This is a genomic window from Priestia sp. SRI_019, assembly GCF_057586255.1.
Genome location: NZ_JBYCZN010000002.1, coordinates 649,794 through 675,019 on the forward strand (window position 1 = coordinate 649,794; position 25,226 = coordinate 675,019).

Annotated in this window: 27 protein-coding genes and 1 riboswitch; of the genes, 3 read left to right on the forward strand and 24 right to left on the reverse strand. The window is 38.3% G+C overall.

Annotated elements, in window-relative coordinates; genetic code table 11:
• Positions 1–147 precede the first annotated feature (147 nt).
• A complete protein-coding gene (locus AC2YJL_RS13615) occupies positions 148–894 on the reverse strand; it encodes a TspO/MBR family protein (protein WP_195694201.1) in 747 nt (248 codons plus the stop codon).
• 235 nt (positions 895–1,129) lie between these two features.
• Positions 1,130–1,228, forward strand: a riboswitch (TPP riboswitch).
• Positions 1,229–1,323: 95 nt separating this feature from the next.
• Between AC2YJL_RS13615 and tenA the strand changes: the two genes are divergently transcribed.
• Positions 1,324–2,013 carry a thiaminase II gene (tenA, locus tag AC2YJL_RS13620; RefSeq protein WP_013056845.1) on the forward strand — a complete coding sequence of 230 codons (690 nt, stop codon included), beginning with the start codon at positions 1,324–1,326 and terminating at the stop codon, positions 2,011–2,013.
• Between the two features lie 28 nt (positions 2,014–2,041).
• Here the strand turns inward: tenA and AC2YJL_RS13625 are convergent, their stop codons facing one another.
• From AC2YJL_RS13625 to AC2YJL_RS13635, 3 genes are read right to left on the reverse strand one after another with little or no spacing between them, the layout of a single operon-like run.
• Positions 2,042–3,442: an aldehyde dehydrogenase gene (locus tag AC2YJL_RS13625; protein ID WP_195694203.1), complete on the reverse strand. Its 1,401-nt coding sequence runs from the start codon at positions 3,440–3,442 to the stop codon at positions 2,042–2,044.
• Between the two features lie 13 nt (positions 3,443–3,455).
• A complete protein-coding gene (locus AC2YJL_RS13630) occupies positions 3,456–3,758 on the reverse strand; it encodes an ArsR/SmtB family transcription factor (RefSeq protein ID WP_057243764.1) in 303 nt (100 codons plus the stop codon).
• A gap of 12 nt (positions 3,759–3,770) precedes the next feature.
• A complete protein-coding gene (locus tag AC2YJL_RS13635; protein WP_230932525.1) occupies positions 3,771–4,550 on the reverse strand; it encodes an SDR family NAD(P)-dependent oxidoreductase in 780 nt (259 codons plus the stop codon).
• 308 nt (positions 4,551–4,858) lie between these two features.
• Here AC2YJL_RS13635 and AC2YJL_RS13640 point away from each other — a divergent pair, with 308 nt between their 5' ends.
• Entirely contained in the window at positions 4,859–6,094 is a 1,236-nt protein-coding gene (locus AC2YJL_RS13640; protein ID WP_230932524.1) for a helix-turn-helix domain-containing protein, read from the forward strand.
• Between the two features lie 74 nt (positions 6,095–6,168).
• On the opposite strand, the gene AC2YJL_RS13645 is transcribed toward AC2YJL_RS13640, so the two are convergent.
• From AC2YJL_RS13645 to AC2YJL_RS13685, 9 genes are all read right to left on the reverse strand, one after another.
• On the reverse strand, positions 6,169–7,656 hold the full coding sequence (locus AC2YJL_RS13645) for a phytoene desaturase family protein (RefSeq protein ID WP_230932523.1): 1,488 nt from the start codon (positions 7,654–7,656) through the stop codon (positions 6,169–6,171).
• A gap of 117 nt (positions 7,657–7,773) precedes the next feature.
• A complete protein-coding gene (locus AC2YJL_RS13650) occupies positions 7,774–8,364 on the reverse strand; it encodes a superoxide dismutase family protein (protein ID WP_195694211.1) in 591 nt (196 codons plus the stop codon).
• 188 nt (positions 8,365–8,552) lie between these two features.
• Positions 8,553–9,038: a YusW family protein gene (locus AC2YJL_RS13655; protein WP_195694213.1), complete on the reverse strand. Its 486-nt coding sequence runs from the start codon at positions 9,036–9,038 to the stop codon at positions 8,553–8,555.
• Between the two features lie 116 nt (positions 9,039–9,154).
• The gene (locus tag AC2YJL_RS13660) at positions 9,155–10,537 is read right to left on the reverse strand and encodes an aspartate kinase (protein ID WP_013082960.1); all 1,383 of its coding nucleotides are present in this window, start codon (positions 10,535–10,537) and stop codon (positions 9,155–9,157) included.
• A 195-nt stretch (positions 10,538–10,732) separates the two neighbouring features.
• Positions 10,733–12,604, reverse strand: a complete 1,872-nt coding sequence (locus tag AC2YJL_RS13665) for a PTS fructose transporter subunit IIABC (RefSeq protein ID WP_487374781.1) — start codon at positions 12,602–12,604, stop codon at positions 10,733–10,735.
• 12 nt (positions 12,605–12,616) lie between these two features.
• On the reverse strand, positions 12,617–13,531 hold the full coding sequence (gene pfkB, locus AC2YJL_RS13670; RefSeq protein WP_230932520.1) for a 1-phosphofructokinase: 915 nt from the start codon (positions 13,529–13,531) through the stop codon (positions 12,617–12,619).
• On the reverse strand, positions 13,528–14,280 hold the full coding sequence (locus AC2YJL_RS13675) for a DeoR/GlpR family DNA-binding transcription regulator (protein ID WP_013056834.1): 753 nt from the start codon (positions 14,278–14,280) through the stop codon (positions 13,528–13,530). Before AC2YJL_RS13675 ends, pfkB begins: the two co-directional genes overlap by 4 nt.
• A 381-nt stretch (positions 14,281–14,661) precedes the next feature.
• On the reverse strand, positions 14,662–14,802 hold the full coding sequence (locus tag AC2YJL_RS13680; protein WP_013056833.1) for a hypothetical protein: 141 nt from the start codon (positions 14,800–14,802) through the stop codon (positions 14,662–14,664).
• Between the two features lie 122 nt (positions 14,803–14,924).
• Entirely contained in the window at positions 14,925–15,278 is a 354-nt protein-coding gene (locus AC2YJL_RS13685; RefSeq protein ID WP_025752142.1) for a YolD-like family protein, read from the reverse strand.
• 248 nt (positions 15,279–15,526) lie between these two features.
• On the opposite strand from AC2YJL_RS13685, the gene AC2YJL_RS13690 reads away from it, so the two are divergent.
• Entirely contained in the window at positions 15,527–16,366 is an 840-nt protein-coding gene (locus AC2YJL_RS13690) for a YitT family protein (RefSeq protein ID WP_195694217.1), read from the forward strand.
• A 31-nt stretch (positions 16,367–16,397) separates the two neighbouring features.
• On the opposite strand, the gene AC2YJL_RS13695 is transcribed toward AC2YJL_RS13690, so the two are convergent.
• The 11 genes from AC2YJL_RS13695 to AC2YJL_RS13745 form a co-directional block, all read right to left on the reverse strand.
• Positions 16,398–17,132, reverse strand: coding sequence for an ABC transporter permease (locus AC2YJL_RS13695; RefSeq protein WP_251568002.1), 735 nt, complete (start codon positions 17,130–17,132; stop codon positions 16,398–16,400).
• Positions 17,133–17,840: an ABC transporter permease gene (locus AC2YJL_RS13700; protein WP_050691739.1), complete on the reverse strand. Its 708-nt coding sequence runs from the start codon at positions 17,838–17,840 to the stop codon at positions 17,133–17,135.
• The gene (locus tag AC2YJL_RS13705) at positions 17,815–18,750 is read right to left on the reverse strand and encodes an ABC transporter ATP-binding protein (RefSeq protein WP_487374782.1); all 936 of its coding nucleotides are present in this window, start codon (positions 18,748–18,750) and stop codon (positions 17,815–17,817) included. The genes AC2YJL_RS13700 and AC2YJL_RS13705 overlap by 26 nt, the downstream gene beginning before the upstream one ends.
• Before the next feature lie 85 nt (positions 18,751–18,835).
• Positions 18,836–19,456: a sensor histidine kinase gene (locus AC2YJL_RS13710; protein ID WP_487374873.1), complete on the reverse strand. Its 621-nt coding sequence runs from the start codon at positions 19,454–19,456 to the stop codon at positions 18,836–18,838.
• An 18-nt stretch (positions 19,457–19,474) separates the two neighbouring features.
• Positions 19,475–20,200, reverse strand: a complete 726-nt coding sequence (locus tag AC2YJL_RS13715) for a HAMP domain-containing protein (RefSeq protein WP_487374783.1) — start codon at positions 20,198–20,200, stop codon at positions 19,475–19,477.
• Positions 20,197–20,865, reverse strand: a complete 669-nt coding sequence (locus tag AC2YJL_RS13720; protein ID WP_025752135.1) for a response regulator transcription factor — start codon at positions 20,863–20,865, stop codon at positions 20,197–20,199. Before AC2YJL_RS13720 ends, AC2YJL_RS13715 begins: the two co-directional genes overlap by 4 nt.
• 84 nt (positions 20,866–20,949) lie before the next feature.
• Complete coding sequence (locus AC2YJL_RS13725) at positions 20,950–21,945, reverse strand: ketoacyl-ACP synthase III (protein ID WP_251567998.1); 996 nt, start codon at positions 21,943–21,945, stop codon at positions 20,950–20,952.
• A 131-nt stretch (positions 21,946–22,076) separates the two neighbouring features.
• Entirely contained in the window at positions 22,077–22,229 is a 153-nt protein-coding gene (locus tag AC2YJL_RS13730; protein ID WP_195694232.1) for a Fur-regulated basic protein FbpA, read from the reverse strand.
• A gap of 346 nt (positions 22,230–22,575) precedes the next feature.
• Positions 22,576–22,740, reverse strand: coding sequence for a YezD family protein (locus AC2YJL_RS13735; protein ID WP_013056824.1), 165 nt, complete (start codon positions 22,738–22,740; stop codon positions 22,576–22,578).
• 372 nt (positions 22,741–23,112) lie between these two features.
• Positions 23,113–24,492: a sensor histidine kinase gene (locus tag AC2YJL_RS13740; protein ID WP_251567996.1), complete on the reverse strand. Its 1,380-nt coding sequence runs from the start codon at positions 24,490–24,492 to the stop codon at positions 23,113–23,115.
• A 1-nt stretch (position 24,493) separates the two neighbouring features.
• Complete coding sequence (locus AC2YJL_RS13745) at positions 24,494–25,168, reverse strand: response regulator transcription factor (RefSeq protein ID WP_195694236.1); 675 nt, start codon at positions 25,166–25,168, stop codon at positions 24,494–24,496.
• Positions 25,169–25,226: the final 58 nt, after the last annotated feature.

Here is a 25,226-nt window from a genome sequence, read left to right on the forward strand (position 1 = left end):
GGTTACACTTATGACATTTATTTTATCATTCGTACCAATTGTTGTTCCTTTTGGTATTTTAATTAGCTTAATTGCTTTTACAGCTGCTTTTTTACAATCAAAAGAGCATCATAAAAAGCTCTAGCTTACAAAAGCTAGAGCTTCTTTTTAAAAACGTCTATAACGTTTAATCAGTCCCACAATAATGGCAATTGCTAATAAAACAATCGAAATGATAACAGTAATGACAATTGGCTGATTTCCACTTTGCTTCACTGCAATGGCAACATAAGCCCAGATAAAAACAAGCGGATAAACAGCGTCTCGGTTTTTTAATGTAAACACAATGCCCAGCGCAGCTCCTACCAGCAGCATAATGATCGTCCATGCTAACTCGTTTAGGCCAAGCAAGCGCTGTATTCCATTTGCTTGAAATACGACAAACACATTGACGATAGTCGCAACAGAAATCCATCCAAGATAAAGCGAAATTGGCAGACGCATAAACCATGTCGTCATCCGAGAATGCTGAATAATGGAATACACAATCATTAATGTACCTAAAATAAAGAGCATAACTAAAAGGGATAACTTATAGTAATCGTTTTGGAAAATAAAGATCCACGCACTATTTAACAAACAGTTTAGAAAAAACCAAATGCCGATACGTGCATATATTTCCTTTTGATCTTCTCTTGCAAAAAATTGGCGTATAACCCAAATGGTTAATAACAAATAAATAACGCCCCAGATAGCAAAGGCATAACCCGCTGGTGTAAACAACGTAGGAACTTGCGCAGAAGCCTCTGCCGTTGTTTTTCCTCCTATTGGAATGGCATTTGCTAAATAATTCACAAGCAGTGTAATAGCCAAGCCTACTGCATTTAATATAGCATACAAACGAAATTTCGCCATTTTGTTCTCTCCTTTCTTCTATTTATATGGGAATGTTTCGGAGACGAAAACGGCTCTTCCCTTCATTAATACCTCTTCTTCCCTAAAAATATGCATTTTTAAACAAAAATGATTAAAAATAGCTTTAAGAAGCTCCCTCTTTAAGAAATTTAAGAAATAAAAACGGTTAGCGCACATTTTCCCATAACGCTTTCTATTTTTCAGAATATATGGTAAGTTAAACATAGATTAATAGGAAGTCCACTAGGGGTGCCCACCGGCTGAGACAAGTTTTCTTGATCCCTTTGAACCTGATCTGGCTCATACCAGCGTAGGAAAGTGGCAATGTTCAGTTTTTTACTGTCCTTTGCCACTCCGTTTATAAACGGAGTGTTTTTTATTTCCTTTATGTGCTTGTTTGTGACTTCCTCATATTAAAGGAGGATTTTGATGTCATTTTCATCTCAATTAAGACAAGAAGCAAACTATATTTACGAAGCCATTTTTAACCATCCTTTTATTAAAGGAATTGCTGAAGGAAACGTGCCAAAAGAAGCGCTGATTCACTACGTTTCTCAAGATTACGAATACTTAACAGCATTTGTTCGCATTTACGGGGCTGCTTTAACAAAATGCCGCACGCGTACCGAAATGGAAGCCTTTAATGCCGGCATTTCTACGGTATTACATAGTGAAGTACATCCTCACAATAATTTTTGTGAAGTAGCAGGCGTACGTTATGAAGACCTTCACACTGAGACGCTTTCACCGACGGCCAGCCACTACATTAACCATATGACAAGTGTTGCGCACACAGGCAGCTTAGCGGAAATCATTGCAGTGCTTCTTCCATGTCCATGGACGTACGTTGAAATTGGCCAGCGCATTACAGAACAAGTAAATCCATCTCCTTCTCATCCTTTTTATGAATGGATTCAGTTTTATAATAATGAAGAAATGAATGGCACAACACAATGGTTTTGTAACAAGCTTGATGAACTCGCCGAACAAGCGACTGAAGAAGAACGTAACCGTATGAAAGATCACTTCATCAAAAGCTGTGAACTGGAGTATTTATTTTGGGAAATGGCATATACCCAAGAAAAATGGCCGCTTTCTCAGCTTTCACTTTCAAAATAACGAAAAAGCCTCCTGTCAGGAGGCTCTTTTATTTCAATAATTTTTTGATCATTTTCAAGCTTTGTTTTTCCGAAGGATAGCGGAATGACAAATCAAACTTGGTTGTTTGAGACAGCATGCTTTTAAAATGAGTGAATGTCTGAAAGCTGTCTTTTCCATGATATTGACCCGTGCCGCTTTCTCCCACTCCGCCAAACGGCAAATATGGCGTAGCGATATGCATAAGCGTATCGTTTATACAGCCTCCTCCAAATGAAAGGCGCTCCGTTATGACGTTTTGCACATCTTCACTTTCTGTAAATAAGTAAAGAGCTAACGGCTTAGCTTTTTCTTGAACTTTATGAATGACTTCGTCTAGTGTTTCATATTCAATCATAGGAAGAATAGGTCCAAAGATTTCTTCTTGCATAACATCTGATGTCCAGCTTACTTCACTTAACAACGTAGGTTCTATTGTTAGCGTGTCCTTATTGTACCCGCCTCCAACTATAGCATTTCCGTCTTTTAAAAACTCAACTAGCCGAGTAAAATGGCGCTCACTGACAATACGGCCGTAGCGGTCGCTTTCAAGCGGATTGTTACCGTAAAATTGAGAAATTGCTTCGCGAAGTTTTTCTACAAGCTGCGCTTTTACCTTTTTATGCACGAGCAAATAATCGGGAGCAACGCACGTTTGGCCTGCATTCATCCCTTTCCCAAACATAATTCGCTTCGCTGCAAGATCTAGATTTGCGTCTTCATGTACAATGCACGGACTTTTTCCGCCTAGCTCAAGCGTGACGGGGATAAGCTGCTTCCCTGCTTCTTGCATAATAATTTTCCCTACATTTACACTTCCCGTAAAGAAAATATAATCAAGGGGCTGTTTTAAAAGCAGGCTTGTCGTGTCTACAGCCCCTTCAACCACCGTCACAAATGCTGGGTCAAAAGCTTCAGCAAGTAATTCTTGTATAACGCGAGATACGCTAGGCGTTAGTTCAGAAGGTTTTATAATCGCCGTGTTTCCAGCGGCAATCGCTCCTACTAAAGGAGACAGTGCTAATTGAAACGGATAGTTCCACGGAGCAATAATTAACGCGACTCCATACGGTTCAGGAACAATTTTCCCTTTAGAGCCCACATGTGTTAAAGCGGTTTTTACTTTTTTAGGCTTCATCCATTTTGCTAAATGCTTAAGCGTAAACCGAATTTCCTCTAGTAAAATCCCAATTTCCGACGTGTACGCCTCTACTTCAGATTTATTTAAATCTTGTTTTAAAGTATCCATAATTCTCTGCTCGTTTTGTTTGACTGCGTCTCTTAGCTTTTTCAGCGCTTGAATGCGGCTGCTGATACTCTTTGTCTTTTGCGCATAGAAGTATTGTTTTTGTGTAGAGACAATATGCTCAATGACCGTTTCATCTGTGATATAAAATTGCTCGTGGTTCATCTCTTTCATCTCCCTATAAACATTCGCTTTCAACTGTAGCAAGCAAGTTTTTTAATAGCTCAACTGCCTCATTTAAAGCTAATGAATAATATCTCTGCGTTCCTTTTTGCTCAATTTGCACAAGCTTTTGATCGCGTAAAATTTTCAAATGATGAGAAATTGCCGGTCGTGATAGCGTAGACTCGTTTGCAATTTCATTTACGGTTAAAGGCTCTTTTTCCGCAAGCAGCAAAATAATATCTTGTCTTGCTGAATCACTTAGCGCCTGAAAAATAGGAATGCTGGCACGAAATAACTCGACTGCTTTTTCACTCATATAGATTCCCCTTTATTTAATTTCTTGTGTTCTTCGGACAACGGATGTAAGCCACTTTCTTGGCACGAAGCGCGGGATGAACGTGGCGAGACGAAACTGCACTCCTGGTACGATAACCGTCTGCCCTTTCATAAATTTTTTATAGCCAACTTTCGTTACTGTTTCTACATCCATTGCACCGCTTTGAAAAAGCTTGGAGCTGCTTAGCTGGGCGCGGTCGCTAAAACCCGTTTTAGTTGGACCCGGGCATAGAGCGCTTACCGTTACATTGGTACCTTTTAATTCATTTTCAAGGGCCTCTGTGAAAGACAATACGTACGCTTTTGTTGCATAATACACCGTCATAAGCGGACCCGGCATAAATGCAGCAACGGACGCAATGTTTAAAATTTTACCGTGATTTCGTCTGACCATATCCGGTAAAAATAATTTTGTTAAATGAGTTAATGATCGGATATTTAAGTCAATCATGTTTAACTCGTCGTCTAAAGCTGTTTCAATAAATTTGCCGTATAGTCCAAAACCAGCATTATTCACTAAATAGTCAACGTGCATTTTTTTATTTTTAAGTTCTTCATATAGTGACTGTATCTCTTCTTCTCTTGATAAATCCTTAACAACCGTTATCACGTCAATATTATAAGTAGATTTTAAATTCTCTCTAATCGCTGTTAGTTTATCAGCGCTTCTGGCAACTAAAATTACAGGATGCCCATCCTTTGCGAATTGATAAGCTAACTCTTTACCTATTCCTCCGGACGCACCGGTGATAAGTGCATAATGCTGTGACATAGTGTTCACTCCTTATGTTTATATGTTCAAGAACTTAAACGTTTAAACTTATCTTATAGGATTCATTTTTTCCCGTCAACTGTTTTCTATACTCTCCTTTTCTTTTATGTTTTCCATTTTTGCCATTTGCGCATTTCTGTACATTTTTTTACAAAATATGCGTTTTCTTTACATAGAAGGCTAATGTCGTCTAGTTTTGACAACCTTTGTCACCTAGCAGGAAAACAAGTGAAGATATGGTGAATACAACATACAACAAATAATCCATTACATAGTTGGATGAAAATAGATAAGGGAGGAAATGAAAAATGATGGAGACATATACAATTAAAAAAGTAAGTGATCAATTAGAGGTAGAAAAGAAAACGCTAAAACAATGGGAAAAATTATTGGGCAGCTATTTAACAATTGAACGAGTAGATGGGGCCCGTGTCTATACAGAGGAACAAATTGAATTATTTAATGATATTAAACAGCTGTTTGATGAACAATGTACGTTAGATGAAGTCAAAGAATATGTTCAGCTGCTGATAAAGGAACAAGAAGAGCAGGAACATTTAGTGATGGAATCAGAGGCAGCGGTTTCAAAAGAAGAAGAACCGCCACAGTTGAAAACAACAGCTAAAAAAGAAAATGTCATTGATTTTCAAGAACATTCCAATAAACAAATGAAACAAGAAAAGAAAAAGGCTGCCGAAAAGCAGGAAAGCATTTCAGAAAACAAGCAAGAGAAGACCCCTCCTATACCTGAAGCACGATTAGCTACTGAAGAAGAAAAGCAGGCTATTTCTGCTTCTATTGAAGAGCCAAAACCAAACGACCTTGTTGTGAATGAAAAAGAACTGCTTCAAGGGGAATTAGTAGAAGCTGTTCGCCGCTATGAAGATGTGTTTGAGGTACTTGATACGTTTAAAGCTGATTTGTTAAAAGAAATGCGAGAAGGTATGCGAAATGAAGTTCGCGAAGAAATTGTAGGAGAAGTAAAAAGAGAGCTTGAAAAAAGTGCTACTCAAACTGTAGAAATGGTGGAGTCGGTCGGGGCATACATCTCTGAGTCTTCAGAACGCAGCGCAAGAGATGTAGAAAATATGTCTAAAAAAATTATCCGTTCTAACGAAAAATCGTTTGATGAAGTCACTTCTTTGATTGAAGATTATTCAACAATCGCTGAAGAGAAAACTGAGGATATGCGCCTGTTCATGAAAGATGTGATGGAGAATGCGGATGAATCCTCTAAAGAAATGCAGTATTTATTAGACCGATTCTCAAGCAATTCCACCGTTGCGATGAATCAAGTAAAATTTATGGTTGAAAAATTAAACAATTCTTCAACTAATACAACAGAAGAGCTTCGTGATTTAATTGATTCAATGAATGAGGAACGAGTCTATTATTTAAAAGAAATGGAGAAAGAACGTAAGCTTCATCGTCAAAGCGTAGCTGAACGCGAAGAGATGTTTAGTGATTTTGTCCAAACCTTTAGACAAACCGCCGCTGCTGATATGAAGCGAAAAAGGAAGTGGTGGAAGCTGTTTCTCTCCTGAAAACACCGGCCCTATGGTAATAGGGCCGGTGTTTTTTAATAGTATGAACAATCGTAGTTTGTATGTAAGAAATGTTAAGGTAACGCGTGGCGATGAGACGTTATACTTTGAAAAACATGATAGCCGCTTACCGATACGCCTATAGTTCCTGCTCCTGGAAATACTGTATCTCCGCATAACCACATTCCTTGTAAGCCAGATCGATGCGAAATGCTGTTGAACAAGGCATGATCTAACGTTTGCGGAAAGCCTCCCACTCCGCCGCTTGGGCGAGAAGTGAACCTTTCCCATGCTTTAGGAGCTCCCGAAATTTGATGCTCTGCTTTTTCAATGCTAGGAATAATGGTTTTAATGCCTGCTACCATTTTTTCTTCAAGAACTTGTTTTTGAAGATCATAGGCTTCTTTGGTACTCCACTTGCTAAGATCAATGTGAGTAGACGCTGTAATTGTACGCTTGCCTTCAGGCGCTCGAAAACGATCATCAGGATGAGAGACTGAGAGAAATAAATGATTTCCTTCCGTCATTTCCCCTTGTTCGGATTGAAGTACTTGCTGAAACAACTCTACCTTTTGCGGCAGATCTCTTTCATCAATCGCAAAATACATCGAAAACGTTCCCCACTGCGGAAGCTCGCTTTTTTCTTTTGCCCGCTTATGAATATGCTGGTAATCTTCATCATGCAGCAAAGACTTTAAGCTTTGAACCGGCGCGTTGCATACAACGTCTGATGCACGGTAATGGTTACCTCTATGATCATGTACGATCCACCCGTCATTATCACGCTCTATCTTTACTACTTTCCTTCCTAGAGTGGTTTTTCCTCCGTTGGCTTTAATCGATTTTTGCAGCGCTTCTGCGACTTTGTATAAGCCGCCTTTTACATAAAAAGCACCTTCGTGATAAATATCCAACGCTAAACATCCAATAAGCATTGAACAGTTCTCACTCGTTGTCTGCATGCTGTCTATTAATTGACCATCAACAAAATGAAGAAAGTCCGCTTCGTCTACCAAGCTGTGTTTTTTTAGTAAATAACTAAACGATTGATGAAAATAAGGCAACAGCTTCACAGAACCAACATTCAACGAACTTACCAGCCTGCTCCACTCACCGACTGTTAGAGGAGGAAGAACCGGCAGAGACTGCATAAGCTTGCGAATTTCTTTTGCAATTCTAAAAACATTTTCATAAAAGCTCCTAATATTTTTTGCTTTATGAGGAAATTGTTTTTGAAGATAGGAAATATGCTGATACCGGTCTTGATAATAAATCAGTGTACGATGAGGAAGATGAACTTTCATGATTTTCTCAAGAGAAACCTTTTCAATTTCTAGGCCAAGGTACGTGCCGATTCGCTCATGTACCCCTCCGTGCTCAAATCCCATTCCAAGCGTCGCCCCAACAGGAAACGTATACAAATGACGCTGAAATTTCCCTGCACAGCCTCCCCATTCTCGAGAAGCTTCTAAAACCGTCACTTCATAGTCATGTTTAGCTAAAAGCGCTCCCGCTGTTAACCCACCTATTCCTCCGCCTATTACGACAACTTGCTTATGCATGTTTTCACCTTCTTTTAGCTCTTTCTTCTATTGTGCAAAAAAAAGAAGCTCACCGCAATTTAGAAGCGGCTCGTTACTGAAATAAAAAAGCCGTGAATGATCTCACAGCTTTTTGGCTTATTTTGTAATCACTCCACAAACAATCCGATCTCCTGAGTTTCCTGAAGGATCCGTTGTGTAATCGTCGACTTTATCATGTATCACTAATGCCGATCCATCCATATCCAAAAGAGAATTCGGCTTTCCTTCTTGCAGAGTGACAAGAGAAGCAAAAATTTCTGTATCTACTTTGCCATTTGGAGCAACTTCTAGATTGGGCAAATCACCTGCATGCGGGCCTTTTGTATTTTTAAAGCCGTGTTCACGTTTAAAAGGATTAAAATGGGCACCCGCTGTTTTAAAATCCGGCACCTCACATTTTCCTATTTCATGAATATGAAATCCATGTCTCCCCGGTGAAAGACCTTGAGCAGTTAATTTAATGTGCACGCCGTTCTTTGCTTCTGACAGGGTAGCCTCTCCTACTTTTTTGCCCGATGTATTTGTTAAATCCACTTTAACAGGTTCTACCGATACTTCGCTTGTTTCTTTTGCTTCCTCTGTTTTCAGGTGGTTTTCATGAGCGTTATTTTGCTCTTTTACCATGCTGCATGCTCCTAACCATAACAGAACAAAGACTACGCATCCGTTCATTATCAACTTTTGCATCCGTGATTCCTCCTTTTTCTTATTTATCACCATCCTTTCACTATTTTCCTTTTTTTAGACATCAAAAATAAGATTAAGACATACGTTCACCTTACCAATAAAAAAACCCGAACGAGTTGGATTCTTAATGAAGAACCTCGATTCATCGTTCGGATTTTCCTTCAACTAAAATACTTTGCTTTAACGTCTTACTTCTGTTTAAAGTTGTATTCTTTTTCCGTTCCGTTTGAAAAACGAACTTCTAATTCAAACGACTGAAAATCTTTTTTTAGACCAAACGCATCGATTACTTCCTTTTTTACATCTTCATTGGGCGTGCGCTGATCAAAATTTAACTTTTTAAATTTTGAAGATAATTTATTAAAAGCTTTGTCTCCGTTCAAGTGCTCATCGTTAATATTATCATCCACTTTGGCTTCTATCTCATCATTTTCATTTTCGTAGTCGGCTTCATAATCATTGTTGAGCCCCTTATAGTCTACTTCTAAATCAAATTTCGAAAAGTTAAAAGATGTGTTTTCGCTTTGATTATCATAGCTCATCGGCGTTCCGCCATTCGTCACGCCTTGTTTATTTTGAGCTTCTTTTGCCGGCGCTGCATCATCATTGTGGCATGCTGAAAGTACGCTAATACTTATAAGGGAAAAGAATATGAAAAAGGGTCGTTTCTTCACTGTATTTCCTCCTTTGACTTCACTCTTCCTTCCCTTTATGTCCACAAATTTGATTTTTATACGCCTCCACTAGAAAACCCCGCTCTCTAAAAAGAAAGCGGGGTTTTTCGTCTTGTTTATTTTACATTCGAATAAGAAATACTGTACATGCTGTTAAAATACGTATTGTAAAGAGCTTGAACGGCACGGTCTAAAGCGTCTGCTTTCACACCAAACATCATGCTCACCTCAGAAGAACCTTGGTTGATCATTTCAAGATTCACTTCAGCACGAGCAAAAGCTTCTGTAGCTTTTGCAGCAATTCCTACTGTGCTATTCATTCCTTCTCCTACTACCATAACCATAGCAAGATCACGTTCAATAAAGATTTCATCTACTTCAAGTTCTTTTTCAATTCGAGCAAATACACGCTTTTCCACATCTGGCGTAAGCTGATGCTCGCGCATGATGACAGAGATATTATCAATTCCTGAAGGGGTATGTTCGTATGAAATGCCTTCATCTTCTAAAATTTCAAGCAATCTTCTGCCAAAACCAATTTCACGGTTTAATAAGTATTTGCTCACATGAATATTGCAAAAACCTTTGTCGCCAGCGATTCCAACCACCGGCGTATCGCCGTGAGGACGCTCAGCTACAATAAATGTCCCCTTTGCTTCCGGATTATTTGTATTCTTTACACATACAGGAATGCCTAGTTTATAAACCGGCTCTAGCGCTTCATCATGGAAGACAGAAAAACCTGCATAAGAGAGTTCACGCATTTCTCTGTATGTGACTTCTTTCATTTCATGAGGCTTTTCCACAAGTCGTGGATCTACGCTATAAATAGCATCTACGTCGGTAAAGTTTTCATACAAGTCAGCTTTGACTCCCGCTGCTACAATTGAGCCTGTGATATCTGACCCACCGCGCGAGAACGTAACCATGTTCCCTTCTTCAGAGTAGCCAAAGAATCCTGGAATCACCAAAATGCCCGAACGCTCTCTTAGCTGCGGCAGTTTTTCGTAAGACAGTGGAAGCACTCTTGCTCTTCCGGGTTCATCAGAAACAAAAATACCTGCTTCTTTTGGATTTACATAATGAGCTTCAAATCCTAAATGGTTTAAATAAGCGGCCATTACCTTTGCGTTATTATCTTCTCCACTTGCTTTTAGACAGTCTAATAAGCGAAACGGATCGTTTTTATGTAAATCAATAAGTGATTGTAAATTCGTAATAATGTCCGTAATAATCGTTTCTGGCATAGACAAGTCCACAACGATTTCACGATAGCGATCAATTACTTGCCCAAACTCATCGACGTAATCTTCTCCAAGCTGTATTTTGGCAGAAAGTGCGATTAGCAAATCTGTCATTTTTGTATCTTCTCCGTATCGCTTGCCCGGAGCTGATACAACCACCAGCTTTCTCTCTTTATCAGACGTTACAATATGCGCAACCTGTTTAAATTTCTCTGCGCTTGCAACTGAACTCCCGCCAAACTTCGCAACCTTCATGTTTGAGACACTTCCTTACTTTGTTTTTAATATTCGATTATTGTACCATATTTTATCAAGTAGAAAAGCTTATCTATCTAACTTTTCTAAAAATTAAAGGAATACTACCGTAATTGTACTCCCATAAAGAACAAATGTCTACCACAAAAACACAAAAAGACTGATTTTACATGATGTAAAATCAGTCTTTATTTGTTATTCTGCTTTTGGCTTTTTTAATACACCTACAAGGACCGCTGTTACAATTGCACCAATTAAAATTGCTAGTGCATATAAAAGAGGATTTCCTTGTACAATTCCGATAACGAATACGCCGCCGTGTGGTGCTGGTAAACCGATGTGGAACATCATTGTTAAAGCACCTGCTACTGCAGCACCGATAACCGATGCGGGAATCACACGGCCTGGGTCAGCTGCTGCGAATGGAATCGCACCTTCTGTGATAAATGAAAGACCCATTACATAACACGTTTTACCTGTTTCGCGCTCTTGGCGAGTAAATTTGTTTTTGAACAAAGTTGTCGCAATAGCCATACCTAATGGTGGAACCATACCGCCTGCCATAATCGCTGCGTGTGGTGCATAGTTTCCAGCATCAATCATTGCAATACCAAATGTAAAGGCTGCTTTATTAATAGGGCCACCCATATCAATCGCCATCATACCGCCTAAGATAATACCTAATAATACTAAGTTACCTGTACCAAATCCACTTAACCAGTGCGTTAATCCTTTGTTAATTGCACTAACTGGCTCATTTACAACATAAAGCATAATCAATCCTGAGATAAAAATCCCAAATAGCGGATAAAGAAGAACTGGCTTAATTCCATCAAGCGCTTGCGGCAGGCCGCTGAATAATTTCTTTAACCCCACTACTACATAACCCGCTAAGAAACCAGCGATTAAACCACCTAAGAAACCGCCTCCGCCAGAAGCTGCTAAAAGACCTGCAACCATACCGGGAGCTAAACCAGGACGATCAGCAATACTCATTGCAATAAACCCTGCTAGTACTGGTACTAGTAAGAAAAATGCATTATCTCCGCCAATTGTTTTTAGCGCCGCCGCAAATGCATTGTACGTCGGATCTTTCGGTTCTGCTGAGTGAATGCCAAACATGAATGAAATGGCAATTAAGATCCCGCCCCCTACAACAAACGGAAGCATTGCTGATACACCGCTCATTAGGTGTTTGTAAAACCCTGTACGCTCTGATCCTTTACTTTCTCCGCCTTCTTTGCTGCCACCGCCGCCGCTGTATATAGGAGCGTCTCCTTTTAACGCGCGGTTAATTAATTCTTCAGGCTTGCGAATCCCTTCAGCTACTGGAACTTGAATGACTTTTTTACCTGCAAAACGTTCCATTTCTACTTGCTTGTCCGCTGCAACAATAATAGCGGTAGCGTTTTCAATTTCTTCCTTCGTCAACGCGTTTTTAACCCCGCTGGAACCATTTGTTTCAACTTTGAGCGTCACGTTCATATCTTTCGCTTTTGCTTTTAAGCTGTCCGCTGCCATATATGTGTGTGCAATTCCCGTTGGACAAGCCGTTACAGCAAGCACTAATTGATCTGAAGCTGTATCTACTTCCTCTTCCGGCGCTTCATTTTCAGTTTCTTTATCATCAATTGCTTTAATGACTTCATCAATTGATGATGCTGTTAGCAACGTTTTTCGGAATGATTCGTCCATTAATAACGTAGACAAACGAGATAGTGTTTCTAAGTGAGCGTTATTTGCGCCTGCACTCGCTGCAATCATGAAGAATAAGTGTGCAGGCTGTCCGTCTAATGATTCATAATCGATACCTTCTGTTGAGCGTCCAAATGCAATGGCCGGTGTTTTTACCGAGCTTGTTTTTGCATGCGGAATGGCAATGCCTTCTCCAATTCCCGTTGTACTTTGAGATTCACGATTTAAAATTGCTTCTTTATAGCCAGCTCGGTCGCTTAAGCGACCAGCTTCGTCTAATTTTCCAACTAATTCATCAATAACATCAGCTTTTGACGTGCTTTTTAAATCAAGAATGATTGTATCTTTTTTTAATAATTCAGTAATTCTCATTCTCGTTTCCCCCTACTCTACCTTTGTGATTGACACTTGTTCACGAAGCGTCTTTACATCTTCTGCTGTACATAATTCAAGTGAGAATGCTGTGGCACTTCCTGAAGCTACTCCTGTTTGAAAAGCTTCTAATAAATCCCCTTGTTTTACATAAGAAGCAATAAATCCAGCTACAAGTGAATCGCCAGCTCCAACAGAATTTTTTACCGTTCCTTTAGGGACTGTGGCACTGTAGACACCGCTTTCGTTAATAAGCAGTGCTCCATCACCTGCCATAGACACAACGACGTTTTGCGCTCCTTGTTCCACGAGCTTCTTACCGTATACTAGCGCATCTTCTGCACTGTTTACTTCTACATCAAACAATTCTGCAAGTTCATGATGATTCGGTTTGATAAAAAACGGGTTGTGGGACACGACGTCTAGCAAAGTTTTTCCACTTGCATCTACTACAACTTTTACTCCGTTCGCTGCTGCTAGTTCAGTTAACGTTTCATACACAGAACTTGGAAGCGTTTTCGGTATACTCCCCGCTAATACGAAGATATCGCCTTCAGTCATTTGCTTTACTTGAGTCAATAAAGACTGAAGCGCTTCGTCTGTAATAGCAGGTCCTTGACCGTTAATTTCTGTTTCTTTTTCTGTTTTTAACTTTACGTTAATACGGGTATCTCCCTCAACTCTTGTAAAAGCTGTTTCGATATTCTCCGCTTTTAAGTAGTCTTCGATATAGGTTCCTGTAAAGCCGGCTACAAAACCGAGGGCTTTATTATCAACACCTAATCGCTTTAAAACGCGAGAGACGTTAATGCCTTTTCCTCCTGGAAACTTGGCTTCATTCGTTGTGCGGTTAAGCCCGCCTTCTTCGAATGCTGAAACATGTACTACGTAATCAACGGATGGGTTCAACGTACATGTATAAATCATGATTTCACAACCTTTATGTCTGTTTTGTTTGCATACTGTATAAGTACATCGCTAGGTACGTCATTTGTTATAATTTTTGCTTCATGTAAATCGGCTATTTTCGCAAAGCTTGTTTCAAAAAACTTAGTGGAATCTGATAAAATATAAGATTCTCTAGACAGCTTCATTGCCGTTTGCTTGATCAATGCTTCTTCTGGGTCAGGAGTGGTATATCCATATTGATGATGAATCCCATTCGCTCCCATAAAGCACTTATCAAAACGATATTGCTCAAGACTTAAAAGAGCTCCATTGCCAATTAAAGCGCCCGTTTTATGTTTAACAGATCCCCCAATTAAATAGAGGGTGATACCTTGTTCTAGCATCGGGTTTAAATGCATTAAACCATTTGTCACGACAACTACATCTTTTTGCTTTAAAAAAGGAATCATTTCATACGTTGTAGTTCCTGCATCTAAAAAAATACAGTCACCTTCATTTATAATGGAAGCCGCATACTCTGCAATGTTTCGTTTATCTTGAACATTTTTAGCAGATTTTTCGATAACGCTCAGTTCGATTCGTTTACTGCGAATAAGCGAAGCGCCACCGTGAACACGTTTGAGCATTTGCTCTTCTTCTAGTTGACTTAAGTCTCTTCTAATGGTGGATTCCGAAGCGCCTGTAACTTCGATAAACTCTTGCACTTTTACAAGTTCTTTCTCTTTTAAAAGTTTTAAGATTAGTTGATGTCTCTCCGGCGTTAACATGTTCTAGCTCCTTTTTCAAAAAAGCGTTTTCATTTATTTCATGTACTTACTTTATCACGGTTTACATTCAAAATCAATCATAAAAAATCAAAAACATTCATTTTTTTAATTACAAAATAAAGTTTTTTGAACGAACAATTAAATTTGCATTTGGTTTAATAATAGTTACTACAAAAGGAAATATGCTGGTAATTCAAGAATTTGTCTACTTTTCTCATTATATGTAAAGGTTTTCTTCTACTCAATTAGCTATGACTGTTTTTGACTATTTCTTGACCGATTGAATTTTTCTGACTGAATCAGCCATAGCTTGTCCTGATTTCGTAAAAGCCTACACACCAAAAAAGTTGTCCACCTTTTTGGACAACTCAAAGTGACCCATCATTTAAATAAAAACAGAAGCATATATAATATGGAAGCAAGGGCAGAAGAAATAGCTAAACTTGAGATAAAACGAACGAGTCTTTTCTTAATGAACTGCGTTAATTCGATTTCTCTTACTTGAGTTTTTTCATTTTGCATACAATGATCCCTTCTTTAATTAAAATTTCCTAGTAGCTAGAAGTTACTACTCGCAGAATATGCTTTTATGTATTGTATGCATGCGTTAAAAAAAAGATACAAAACGAACAAAAAAGCTACTCTTAGCTAGAGTAGCTTTCATCTTTCCATACATCTGCTTCAATTACTGCATCCGCTCGAATCGAATATGTATAACAAGGGCCTGTAACCATCAGCGTATTCGACTGCAGCGAGACTTTATCAATCGTCACTCGTTCATACCTTTGAATATGTCCTGCTTCATAGACGTGAAGCGTTACTGGATGATGCTCCGAGTAACTGTTCATAATGACATTTTCAATATGCTCAATCTTTTCTTTTTTCAACCCTAAGGACTGCTTATGCGCATCGGGACTGTACATTTTCTTCATTTTCTCTAAATGCTCGGGCATTACTAACTTCGCATACTGTTTTAATTCATCTTGATACACGTTCATTCTCCCCCTTGACTCTTGCTTCTATTTTACCGAACGAACATTCTCATTGCAAAACTTTTTAATCAAAATAAAAGCAAACAATTCATTTTTTCATATTAGATAAAAACTGTCAAAAGATTTTATGATGATAGCAGAAACTGATTTTTTTAAAAATAATAATATCTCATCTTTAATTCGGTCTCTAGAGTTGGTATAATACATTGTCATGACTGTGTTTTCGGAGTTTTTGATGATTGGAGGTAACGTTCATGATTAATAAAATAAAAGAAATTATCCTTATTATTCTAGGAAGCCTTATTTTTGCACTTGCCATTAATTACTTTGCTATTCCAAATGAATTAGCAGAAGGCGGCGTAACCGGTGTAACAATGATTACCTATTATGTATTAGGCTGGTCTCCGGGTATCACAAACTTTATATTAAACGGTTTGCTGGTACTAATCGGATACAAATTGCTTCACAAACGTGTGATTGCTTACACAATTATATGTATTGTTTTCACATCTCTATTCCTACATATAACTGAAGGACTGGGAAATCCTCTTGATGATACGCTGCTGGGGGCTATTTTTGCTGGTATTTTAGCTGGTGTAGGACTCGGACTTGTGTTTAGAGGAGGCGGAACTTCCGGAGGCTCTGCAGTTATTGCCCGCTTAGCTAATCAATATCTAGACTGGAATATTAGCAAAACGATGCTGGCAATTGATTTATTGGTTGTAGCAAGCGCCTATTTTGTCATCGGAGGAGAAAAGACGATGTATACGGTTATTTCTCTTTACATCGGAACGAAAGTGCTTGATTATATCATTGAAGGACTCAATCCTCGCAAAGCAATTACTATTATTTCACACCGTTCCGCTGAAGTGGCCGAACAAGTTAATAAAAAGATGCAGCGAGGAGTCACTGTTTTTTCCGCTCATGGAAGCTATACAAAAGAAGCAAAAGACGTATTGTACGTAGTTGTGAACAAACAAGAACTGCTAGAATTAAAACGCATTATTCATAAAGTCGACGAACAGGCTTTTGTGGTTGTCCACGATGTGCGCGACGTATTTGGAGTAGGCTTTACTATTCCAAAAGCCAGCTGAAAACCCGCTGTAAAAAAGCGGGTTTTTTCTATTATATATGTTTGCGCTGAAAATACAGTAAACCTGCTGCTCCAAAAAGCAGAAAGCTGCTTATAACAACCACTAAGAAATTCTGTGTAGTCAGCATCAACCCCCATGATGCTTTTCCGTTTACACCTAACATTCCATACATTGGCTGAGTCCATGGGTACCAGGGGCCAAATCGTTCAGAATTAGCAACGAATAAATTCGGTAGTGTTAAAATGACGTTGACTGTCAAAGATGCTCCAAAGCTAGAACATGCCATTGACACAGCTAGCATAAACGCAAGAATGGGCAACACCGCAACCCATCCGCCTAGCATATTTCCAGCTATCATCTTTAATGGCACAGCGCTCGGATAGTCTTTTAACATGCTAACTCCTAATAAAACAACAAATACAAGCACTTGAAGAATTCCCATGAAAGCTGCTGCTGTAATCAATTTTGCTCCGTATACCGATGTCCTTGTCACAGGAAGAGATAATAATTGCTTCCACCCTCCCGCTTCGTGTTCATACCGACAGATGAAGGATGTTACTAACCCGCCAATTAACGGATAAAACAGCAATCCGTGAACATTGGCAATCAAGGCATCTGCCATTGCCCATTTCATTCTCCCGCTTGGCATTGCCTGATCACCTACAAAAAGGATAATAGCGATTAGAATAGGACTCACAAAAAGGTACGTCCAGGCTTTTGTTTTAAACAATTTAAACGATTCTATCTTACATAATTGCAAAAACATTTAGGCCACATCCTTTTTGATAAAGTGCAAGGCGCCTGCAGCATATAAGAAAATACCGATAATTACACCTGCTATCATGTACATATTCCGATAGTCAGAAAACGCTAACATTGGCCATTGCCAGAAAAACCAGCTCGGCAATTCTCTCATACCACTCATCGTCACACTCATCACAATACCTAGTGCAAGAGAGCGGCCTTGATTTTTAAAAAGCATAGATAACCATATTTGAATAGCTACAAATGGAATGGCAGAAAAAAACGGATAAAAGGTATACACGAAAAGATTTTTCCAAGAAGACGGAAAACCAAATCCTAACCACCATCCTAACCCAATTATACCGATTAATAGAACAGCAGAAGCGATAAGTAGCATAAACATAACTACTACAAATTTTGCTGTATAAACACTCAGTCTGCTCACAGGTAAGCTCAGCAGCTGCTTCCATGAGCTTCTATGATATTCAATATGCGCTACATTTGAAGCAAGAATCGTTCCTCCCAGTAAAAAAGCTATTGGAAGCGTGATGTTTAGTTCATGTAAAAGACCTTCCCACACATTCGGATTTTGCTGAATTAAATATTCATATCGAACGCTATAATCAACTAGCGTTAAGCCAATTACACCCGCTGGACCTAAAAATAGTAAAAACCAGAGCCATTTTCTTTTTAACTTTATACACTCAGCCTGCAGTATTTTTGCGAACATATCTATTCTCCTCGCTCGTCAGCTTTAAAAAGATATCTTCTAATGACTTCGATTTTTCTTCAACTCGGTAGATTGAGACATTTTCTTGCACAAGCTGATAAACAAGATGTGCCACTTGCTCATGATCAATATAATCTAAAAGAAGACTATGTTCATCGATAGTAGGTACAAACCCGTTTGCTAATAGGATTGTTTTAGCCTTTTCTATCTCTCCCGTTGTAAATGCCACTTGATGCTTAGCTTTTTTGCGAAGCGATTCAATCGATCCATTAAATAGCATCTTTCCTTTTGTAATAATACCTACTTGAGTCGCTAAATGGTCAATTTCATAGAGTAAATGACTTGAAATCAATACGGTAACTCCGTTTTCCCCTGGCATTTCTTTAATTAATGAACGAATTTCTTGAATTCCTGCAGGATCCAGTCCGTTGGTTGGTTCGTCTAAGATTAATAAACGAGGATTTCCGAGGAGTGCAGAAGCAATACCAAGCCGCTGTTTCATCCCAAGAGAAAAGCCTTTGACTGGACGATTTGCTTCTTTTGTTAATTTTACAATATTTAGTACTTCATCCACTCTGTTTTTAGATACACCTAGTATTTTACGAAGTACCTCTAGATTTTCTCTTGCAGTTAAATGCGCATAATAGGAAGGGCTCTCTACAAGTGAACCTATCTTTTTTAAGGCTTGAATATGCTGCCTGTGATTTTTTATTCTTTCTCCAAACAGCTCAATTTCCCCGCTCGTTGGCTTCATTAGCCCGAGCAGCATTCTAATCGTTGTCGTCTTCCCTGCTCCGTTAGGTCCTAAAAACCCGTAGATTTCTCCTTCTTTAATGGATAAATCCACTTCATTTACAGCTTCTGCTCCTTTAAATACTTTTATCAGCTGAGTCGTTTTAACTATTTCCACTTTTATCACCTCTCCTTTACTATAAACAGCCAAAGTTAAGAGGACGGAAAAGAAAGGTTAAAATTTGTTTAAAAAAGCGAGTGAATTAATCACTCGCTTTGTACACAATTTGAATATCCGTTCCATGTTTTGTAGAATGAATTGACCACGTTAACCCCATTTCTTTAATCATCGCATCCACAATCGCTAGACCTACACCGTTTTGCTTCGTATGGCTATTCTTTTTAAAGCCTGACCCTTTATCAGAAATGGTGAGAGAAGATAAATCATGCTCTTGAACAAGGCGAAAGCCAATAAAGTTACCTTCTTTGGCATGACGAATGACATTTTGACATAAATTATCTATTATTCTTTCTAACCACTGAACATCTCCGCGCCAATATATGGACTGAGAAGGCAGTTGAATATCCACTTCCATATTCTCTTCTTCAAATAGTGGATACCATTGTGCAATGCTTTTTCTAAGAAATCGAGCCATATCAACTTCCTCTTCCCGATATGGATATTTTCCATTTAACAGCAGCGTATAGGAAAATAAATTATCTATTAAATCACTAACAAATTCTACTTTTGTATCAATTACCTCAAGAGATTGTTGAACGTTCAAGGCCATTTCTTCGTTTTTCAGCTGATAAATATGCGTTCGAACAGTCGTGAGCGGTGTTCGTAAGTCATGCGACAGACTCATAATTAAGTCTTGCCGCAGCTGTTCTTCTTGCTTCTCTCAGTCCCGGCTTTCATGAAGCTGTTTAACCATTTGATTGAACGATTGTTCTAGCTGACCAATTTCATCCGTGGACTCAGATACAACAGGTAAAGGAATTCCTTGCTCGCCTTTGTTGTTCATAGCAGCTTGTAACACTCGCAGCCTTTTTCGAATTCGAAGAAAAAAGAACAGAGAAAGTACAATAAAAGAAAGCACAATGATAAAAACAAATCCTAAATAAATATTATAGTAGGCTGGGTCTAGCCTTTGAATAGGAGGCTCAACGGCTTTTTCTGGCACTTCAATGACCATAAAACCTTGCTTTTTATCTGTTCCAATAAAGGTAATAACCGTATACGGATCGTTTCCGTATCGTTTTTTTATAAATTCAGCCGTATAAGACGATGACCATTGCTTCGGAAGGGCTTCATGATAAGGAAGCGGAAGCTGTGTTTGTCCAGCTTCGTTTACCCAGAATATTGAAGCTTCAGGGTATTTTGCTTTTAATAATTTTAGCTTTTGATTAATTGTTTTCTCATTTGCTCCTTCTAGCTTTTGGGCTTCTTCATTCCACATTTGTTCGTAGTAGCTTTTTCCTTTATACTCTTCATTTAATAATCCTTGAATATGCATAAAAGGGACGGTGATCAGCCATGAGCCTGCAAAAAATGATACCGGTATAATTAGTACAGCTGCAATCATAATTAAGATATACTTCGTGATAAGAGACTGTGTAACGTTCATTGCTTCACCCTGTACCCAATCCCTCGTATTGTTTCAATAATTTCAGGCTTAGCTGCATTTTTCTCCAATTTTTCTCGTAAATAGCGAATATGTACCATTAATGTTTTATCTCCTTCTATATAACGCTCTTTCCATACCCCTTCATAAATTTGTTCTTTTGTTAAAATTTGATTTAAATGCTGAAGGAAATAAGTAAAAATATGAAATTGCTTACCTGTTAAACTAATTTCTTCACTTGTCTCTCTGTTCATCACGCGATAGTCTATCATCGAAATATGCAAATGTTTTACAATAAGCTCTTCTTTCTTTCTTGAAAATCTTCTTAACAATACTTCAAGCCTTGCAAGCAGCTCTTCTGGATGAAACGGCTTTGTGACATAGTCATCGGCAAACTCTAGCCCCATGATCTTATCTTCTAGGGCTGTACGAGCTGAAAGCATTAAAATCGGGACATCAGGTGCTAGTTTTTTAAGCTTTTTTCCCACTGTAAATCCATCTAACCCAGGCAGCATTACATCTAGAATGACAATATCCGCTTGTTTAATAAACTGACTGGCGATATCTCCTGATTGTAACCAAGTAACTTCATAGTTTTGCTTTTTAAGCTCATTTTGAATCATTAATCCAATTTCTTCATTGTCTTCAATGTATAAAACGTGATTCATATGCACACCCCCTTTACTTCTTTTTCCATTTTATCGAATTCTTCTTAGCAGTAAAAGACAAAAAAAGCTAAAAGGCCATGCCTTTTAGCTTTTTTCTTTACACATCCATTTAATTAACAAGCCGCAGTGCGTTAATCCTCCTCCAAACCCATAGAGAATAAGGAGGTCATTATCCTGTACTTTTCCTGTCATTATTCCTTCGTTTAAAGCAAGCGGAATAGAAGCTGAAGATGTATTTCCGCAGTATTGCACACTCGTTAACGTTTTATCCATTGAAACACCTGTTTTAGCACAAATAGCTTCAATCATTCGAAGGTTTGCACTATGCGGAATAAACCAATTTACATCAGAAAGAGAAATAGAAGTATTCTTTAATAATGCTTCTACTCCTTTTGGAATCGTTCGGACAGCAAAGCGGTATACTTCACGTCCGTTTTGAACTAAATTTCCGCTCGAGTTAATTTCTTTTCCCGAAAGAGTATTAGATAAATTAGAGCGATATAAATTTCCCCCTCCGCTTCCGTCCGTTCCGTAGTGACATCCTAAAAAACTTGGATTATGCTCATCGTACTCTACAAGCATGGCTCCCGCTCCGTCACCAAACAGCACACATGTGGCCCGGTCCGTATAATCTGTAATTTTCGTCATGACTTCAGCACCAATAACTAAAATCTTTTTATGCAATTCCGACGTCACTAAGCCGTTCGCCATATGAAGGCCATATGTAAACCCGGCGCATGCTGCACTTAAGTCAAATGCAGCAGCTTGCTCAATATGAAAGTAATCTTGAACCTGACATGCTACGCTAGGAAAAAAGTGATCCGGCGTTGTGGTCGAAACAATAATTGCATCTACATCTTCTATTTCTACAGCATATCGGTTAAGCAAATTTTCAACGGCTTGAATGGCAAGCGTAGACGTGTATTCGCCTTCACCAGCCATTCGTCGCTCTTTCATTCCCGTACGCTGCATAATCCATTCGTCACTTGTATCAACCATTTCTTTTAAATGGTCGTTCGTTAATTTTTGCTTTGGTGTATACGTCCCCATTCCCGTAATTCTAGCTTTTGACTGTATCATTTCTCCACCTCAAATCAGTTGATACTTAATTATAACACCTACTTTTAATATCTGGTACTAATTTATTACAGATAAAAAGCGCAAAGCCATATCCTTTACGCTTTTTTATTGGATATAAATTTTTCTATGCCTTACCTACTGCGTGCCTGATACTCTTTTTCTAAGTCAGAAAGTGTGAGTTCAAAAAGATGATGGTTTTCTTTTTTGTAAATCCCTTTTTTCAATAACTCTTCAATGAGGTATTGTTTTCTTTGCCGCACCGCTGCTCGTAATAAATTTTCCATCTTTATTCCTCCTATTACATTAATTTAAGAATAAAAAAAGACTCCTAACACAGGTCAGAAGCCTTCGGTAATCCGATCAGCACAGGGATAAAACTGCCAGATCTTTATCATTTTAAAAAGTGTAAAGCTGCTGCTTCAGCAGCTTTACACTTTTCATCGTCATACTCATACAACCTATAACACAATTTAAATTCAAAAAATTCTAAATCTTCGACCGGAAAGAAAGTCAATTTTTCTTCGAATACGCACGTTTTCTATATTTAGTACAGTACTTGCTTGCCCCGCCGTCAAGCGTTCGCTATCTAGGCTGGCCCTTCAGTTTCTCTAAATACGTATTCAAATAGACTTATTTGTGGCTTGCTACTTTACTTTTAGCTAAAAAGCGGTTTTTTTCCGTGCTGTCCACTTGAGTAATTTGTCCGTCGTGAAGAGTAATTAGTACAGATCCATAGTTGATTTCAGTTAGTAATTTAACAATATAGTCTAATTTTTCTTGTGTAATTGAAGCCATTTTATCATTCTCCTATTCATAGATAAATTTATATTTTAGTTGCAGTTGAATAAACAAAGCGAACAACATCTATAAGTACTTGTATAATGTGCAGAAGATAAATACATGGTAATCCTCCCCATATGTTCAGTTGAAGATTGAGATTTTAATGACCACAACCAATGTACAGAAAAGGCCCACACTAGTAGCGAACAAGTATGAGCCTTCGGTTGACCGATCAGCTTCTTTAGCATCCCAATTTTTTCAAAAGATTTATACTATCTATATTATTTACACTTTACCTATATGTCAAGTAGGGATTAAAAAAATAAATAGATATTATTAAATTTTTTTATATCTTCGACCTAATAAAAAAGACTCATCTGCATGAAGTTACACAGACGAGTCTTTTTCAGTTCTATTTTTTTGGATAGGCAGGGTTACCGTAAAGATGCTTCCTTGTTCTTTTTTGCTTTCAACATGTATTGCGCCCTCATGCAGCCGAACAATTTTTTTTGTGATGGCTAGACCGAGGCCGCTTCCTTTTAACGTTCTCGATTTATCTACTTTATAAAAGCTTTCAAAAATATATTTTTGATCTTCTTGGGCAATACCAATTCCATTGTCCTTTATTTTCACGTCTATTTCTTCGTTTTTTAGAGAAATGGATATTTTCACAAATCCATGTTCAGGCGTATATTTAATAGCATTTGTTATTAAGTTTAGCCACACTTGCTCTAACAAATCTTTATCTGCTTCCATTTGAACATTGGATAAATCAAGGTCAATTTCTATGTTCTTTTTTGTCCACTGAGGTTCTAAAGCCATGACCACATGCCTGATTTGTTCATCTAACCGGTATGGCTGTAGGATTAGCGTTTGATGTTCAGAGTCTAGAGAAGCAAGTTTTAGCAAATTGGAACTCAGCTGAGAAAGTCTTGTACTTTCTTTTTCAATAATCGTTAAATATTGTATCTTTTTATCTTCACTGACGATATCATCTTTAAGTGCCGCTGAAAAACCGCGAATAGAGGTCAGCGGTGATTGAATCTCATGCGAAACGCTAGCAATGAACTCTTGCCTCATCGTTTCTATTTTGTCTAATTCTTTAGTCATTTGATTGAAATTTTTAGTTAACAGACCGATTTCATCATTCGCTGCGTACTCGACTTGCACATTGTATTCACCTTGTCCGACAACTTTCATCGCTGTACTGAGACGCTTAATCGGTTTAATAATAATCATTGAAACATATGCAAATAATACAATACCCACTAATAAAATCGTAATAAGCTGGATATTTTGCACATCTTGAATAACTGAAAATTGCCGCTGAGGATGAGACTGAATAAATAGAGCATACGACCGTCCATTTTCTTTAAAAGGAAGACCCACTACGTTTGGCTGTGGACGATCATCTTTTTCCTCGTTTAAATTAGAATAACGCTTCCCGTCTAATACTTGATCTACTTCTTTCGGTGTAATTGGAATAGGCGGTCCTGGCTGTCCTAATACTTTTTCTTCATGCTGATCATCAATAATAATAAACGAAAAATGAATGAATGATGAATTAGATAAAAACCTTGCAGCTTTGTCGGAGTCTTCTGCTCCGTACAAATCGATAAAATCTTCGCCCATCTTCACCATATCCTGACCTAATCGCATTTCGAGCTTCTGCTTGCTAAGAAATGTCGTAACGACAACGGTAATCACAACGCTCAATAAAATTGTAATGATGAACGACAGAACCAGCTTTACATAAATTGATTTCACGTTAACACCCTTCTGCTCTATAGCCTAATCCGCGAATTGTTTTGATTTCCATACCGACGTTTTTCATATGATTAAGCCTCTCTCGCAGACGTTTTATGTGAACGTCTACCGTGCGCTCATCGCCTTCATAATCATATCCCCAAATTAATTGAATAAGCTGATCACGAGTAAAAATCTTTCCTGGAGAACTAACGAGCGTGAACAGTAGTTCAAACTCTTTTAACGGCAGCTGTTCGCTTGTTTCTCCTGCACTCATCTCTAATTTGGTACGGTCTAGTTTTATATTCCCCATATAGATTACATTGTTAGCTTCTACTCGGTACCTGCGTAAAAGAGCCTTTACACGAGCAACCATTTCCTGAGGATCAAAAGGCTTCACGACATAGTCGTCTGTTCCGATATCAAATCCTTTTAGCTTATCATGTGATTCGCCTCTAGCTGTTACCATTAAAACCGGTATATCAAAATACTCCTTAATTTCCTTTGTTAGTTCCCATCCGTCTTTAAATGGCATCATGATATCAACGACTGCTAGATCAATTCGAAACTCTTCCATTTTCGTCCATGCTTCTTCACCATCTGATGCTTTTATAATTTTAAATCCTTGATTTTCTAAATATAATGATATCAGCTCTCGAATATGTTGATCATCATCTGCAACTAATATTTGAATCATACATGTCTCTCCCTATTCCTAAGTTTGTCCAGCTTTTACGCACAGTAAGCTCTCTGTT

What these genes read in the sequence shown, in the direction of transcription:
- AC2YJL_RS13685 (WP_025752142.1), bottom strand. Translation starts at nt 15,278, where the DNA reads ATGAACGTGTATCAAGATGAATTAAAACAGTATGCGAAGTTAGTAATG.
- AC2YJL_RS13640 (WP_230932524.1), top strand. Translation starts at nt 4,859, where the DNA reads ATGATGGAGACATATACAATTAAAAAAGTAAGTGATCAATTAGAGGTA.
- AC2YJL_RS13635 (WP_230932525.1), bottom strand. Translation starts at nt 4,550, where the DNA reads ATGTCACAGCATTATGCACTTATCACCGGTGCGTCCGGAGGAATAGGT.
- pfkB (WP_230932520.1), bottom strand. Translation starts at nt 13,531, where the DNA reads ATGATTTATACATGTACGTTGAACCCATCCGTTGATTACGTAGTACAT.
- AC2YJL_RS13650 (WP_195694211.1), bottom strand. Translation starts at nt 8,364, where the DNA reads ATGCAAAAGTTGATAATGAACGGATGCGTAGTCTTTGTTCTGTTATGG.
- AC2YJL_RS13730 (WP_195694232.1), bottom strand. Translation starts at nt 22,229, where the DNA reads ATGGAAAATTTATTACGAGCAGCGGTGCGGCAAAGAAAACAATACCTC.
- AC2YJL_RS13625 (WP_195694203.1), bottom strand. Translation starts at nt 3,442, where the DNA reads ATGAACCACGAGCAATTTTATATCACAGATGAAACGGTCATTGAGCAT.
- AC2YJL_RS13700 (WP_050691739.1), bottom strand. Translation starts at nt 17,840, where the DNA reads ATGTTCGCAAAAATACTGCAGGCTGAGTGTATAAAGTTAAAAAGAAAA.
- AC2YJL_RS13695 (WP_251568002.1), bottom strand. Translation starts at nt 17,132, where the DNA reads ATGTTTTTGCAATTATGTAAGATAGAATCGTTTAAATTGTTTAAAACA.
- AC2YJL_RS13645 (WP_230932523.1), bottom strand. Translation starts at nt 7,656, where the DNA reads ATGCATAAGCAAGTTGTCGTAATAGGCGGAGGAATAGGTGGGTTAACA.
- AC2YJL_RS13630 (WP_057243764.1), bottom strand. Translation starts at nt 3,758, where the DNA reads ATGAGTGAAAAAGCAGTCGAGTTATTTCGTGCCAGCATTCCTATTTTT.
- AC2YJL_RS13715 (WP_487374783.1), bottom strand. Translation starts at nt 20,200, where the DNA reads ATGAACGTTACACAGTCTCTTATCACGAAGTATATCTTAATTATGATT.
- AC2YJL_RS13725 (WP_251567998.1), bottom strand. Translation starts at nt 21,945, where the DNA reads ATGATACAGTCAAAAGCTAGAATTACGGGAATGGGGACGTATACACCA.
- AC2YJL_RS13745 (WP_195694236.1), bottom strand. Translation starts at nt 25,168, where the DNA reads ATGATTCAAATATTAGTTGCAGATGATGATCAACATATTCGAGAGCTG.
- AC2YJL_RS13660 (WP_013082960.1), bottom strand. Translation starts at nt 10,537, where the DNA reads ATGAAGGTTGCGAAGTTTGGCGGGAGTTCAGTTGCAAGCGCAGAGAAA.
- AC2YJL_RS13680 (WP_013056833.1), bottom strand. Translation starts at nt 14,802, where the DNA reads ATGCAAAATGAAAAAACTCAAGTAAGAGAAATCGAATTAACGCAGTTC.
- AC2YJL_RS13665 (WP_487374781.1), bottom strand. Translation starts at nt 12,604, where the DNA reads ATGAGAATTACTGAATTATTAAAAAAAGATACAATCATTCTTGATTTA.
- AC2YJL_RS13720 (WP_025752135.1), bottom strand. Translation starts at nt 20,865, where the DNA reads ATGAATCACGTTTTATACATTGAAGACAATGAAGAAATTGGATTAATG.
- AC2YJL_RS13615 (WP_195694201.1), bottom strand. Translation starts at nt 894, where the DNA reads ATGGCGAAATTTCGTTTGTATGCTATATTAAATGCAGTAGGCTTGGCT.
- tenA (WP_013056845.1), top strand. Translation starts at nt 1,324, where the DNA reads ATGTCATTTTCATCTCAATTAAGACAAGAAGCAAACTATATTTACGAA.
- AC2YJL_RS13735 (WP_013056824.1), bottom strand. Translation starts at nt 22,740, where the DNA reads ATGGCTTCAATTACACAAGAAAAATTAGACTATATTGTTAAATTACTA.
- AC2YJL_RS13690 (WP_195694217.1), top strand. Translation starts at nt 15,527, where the DNA reads ATGATTAATAAAATAAAAGAAATTATCCTTATTATTCTAGGAAGCCTT.
- AC2YJL_RS13675 (WP_013056834.1), bottom strand. Translation starts at nt 14,280, where the DNA reads ATGTTAACGCCGGAGAGACATCAACTAATCTTAAAACTTTTAAAAGAG.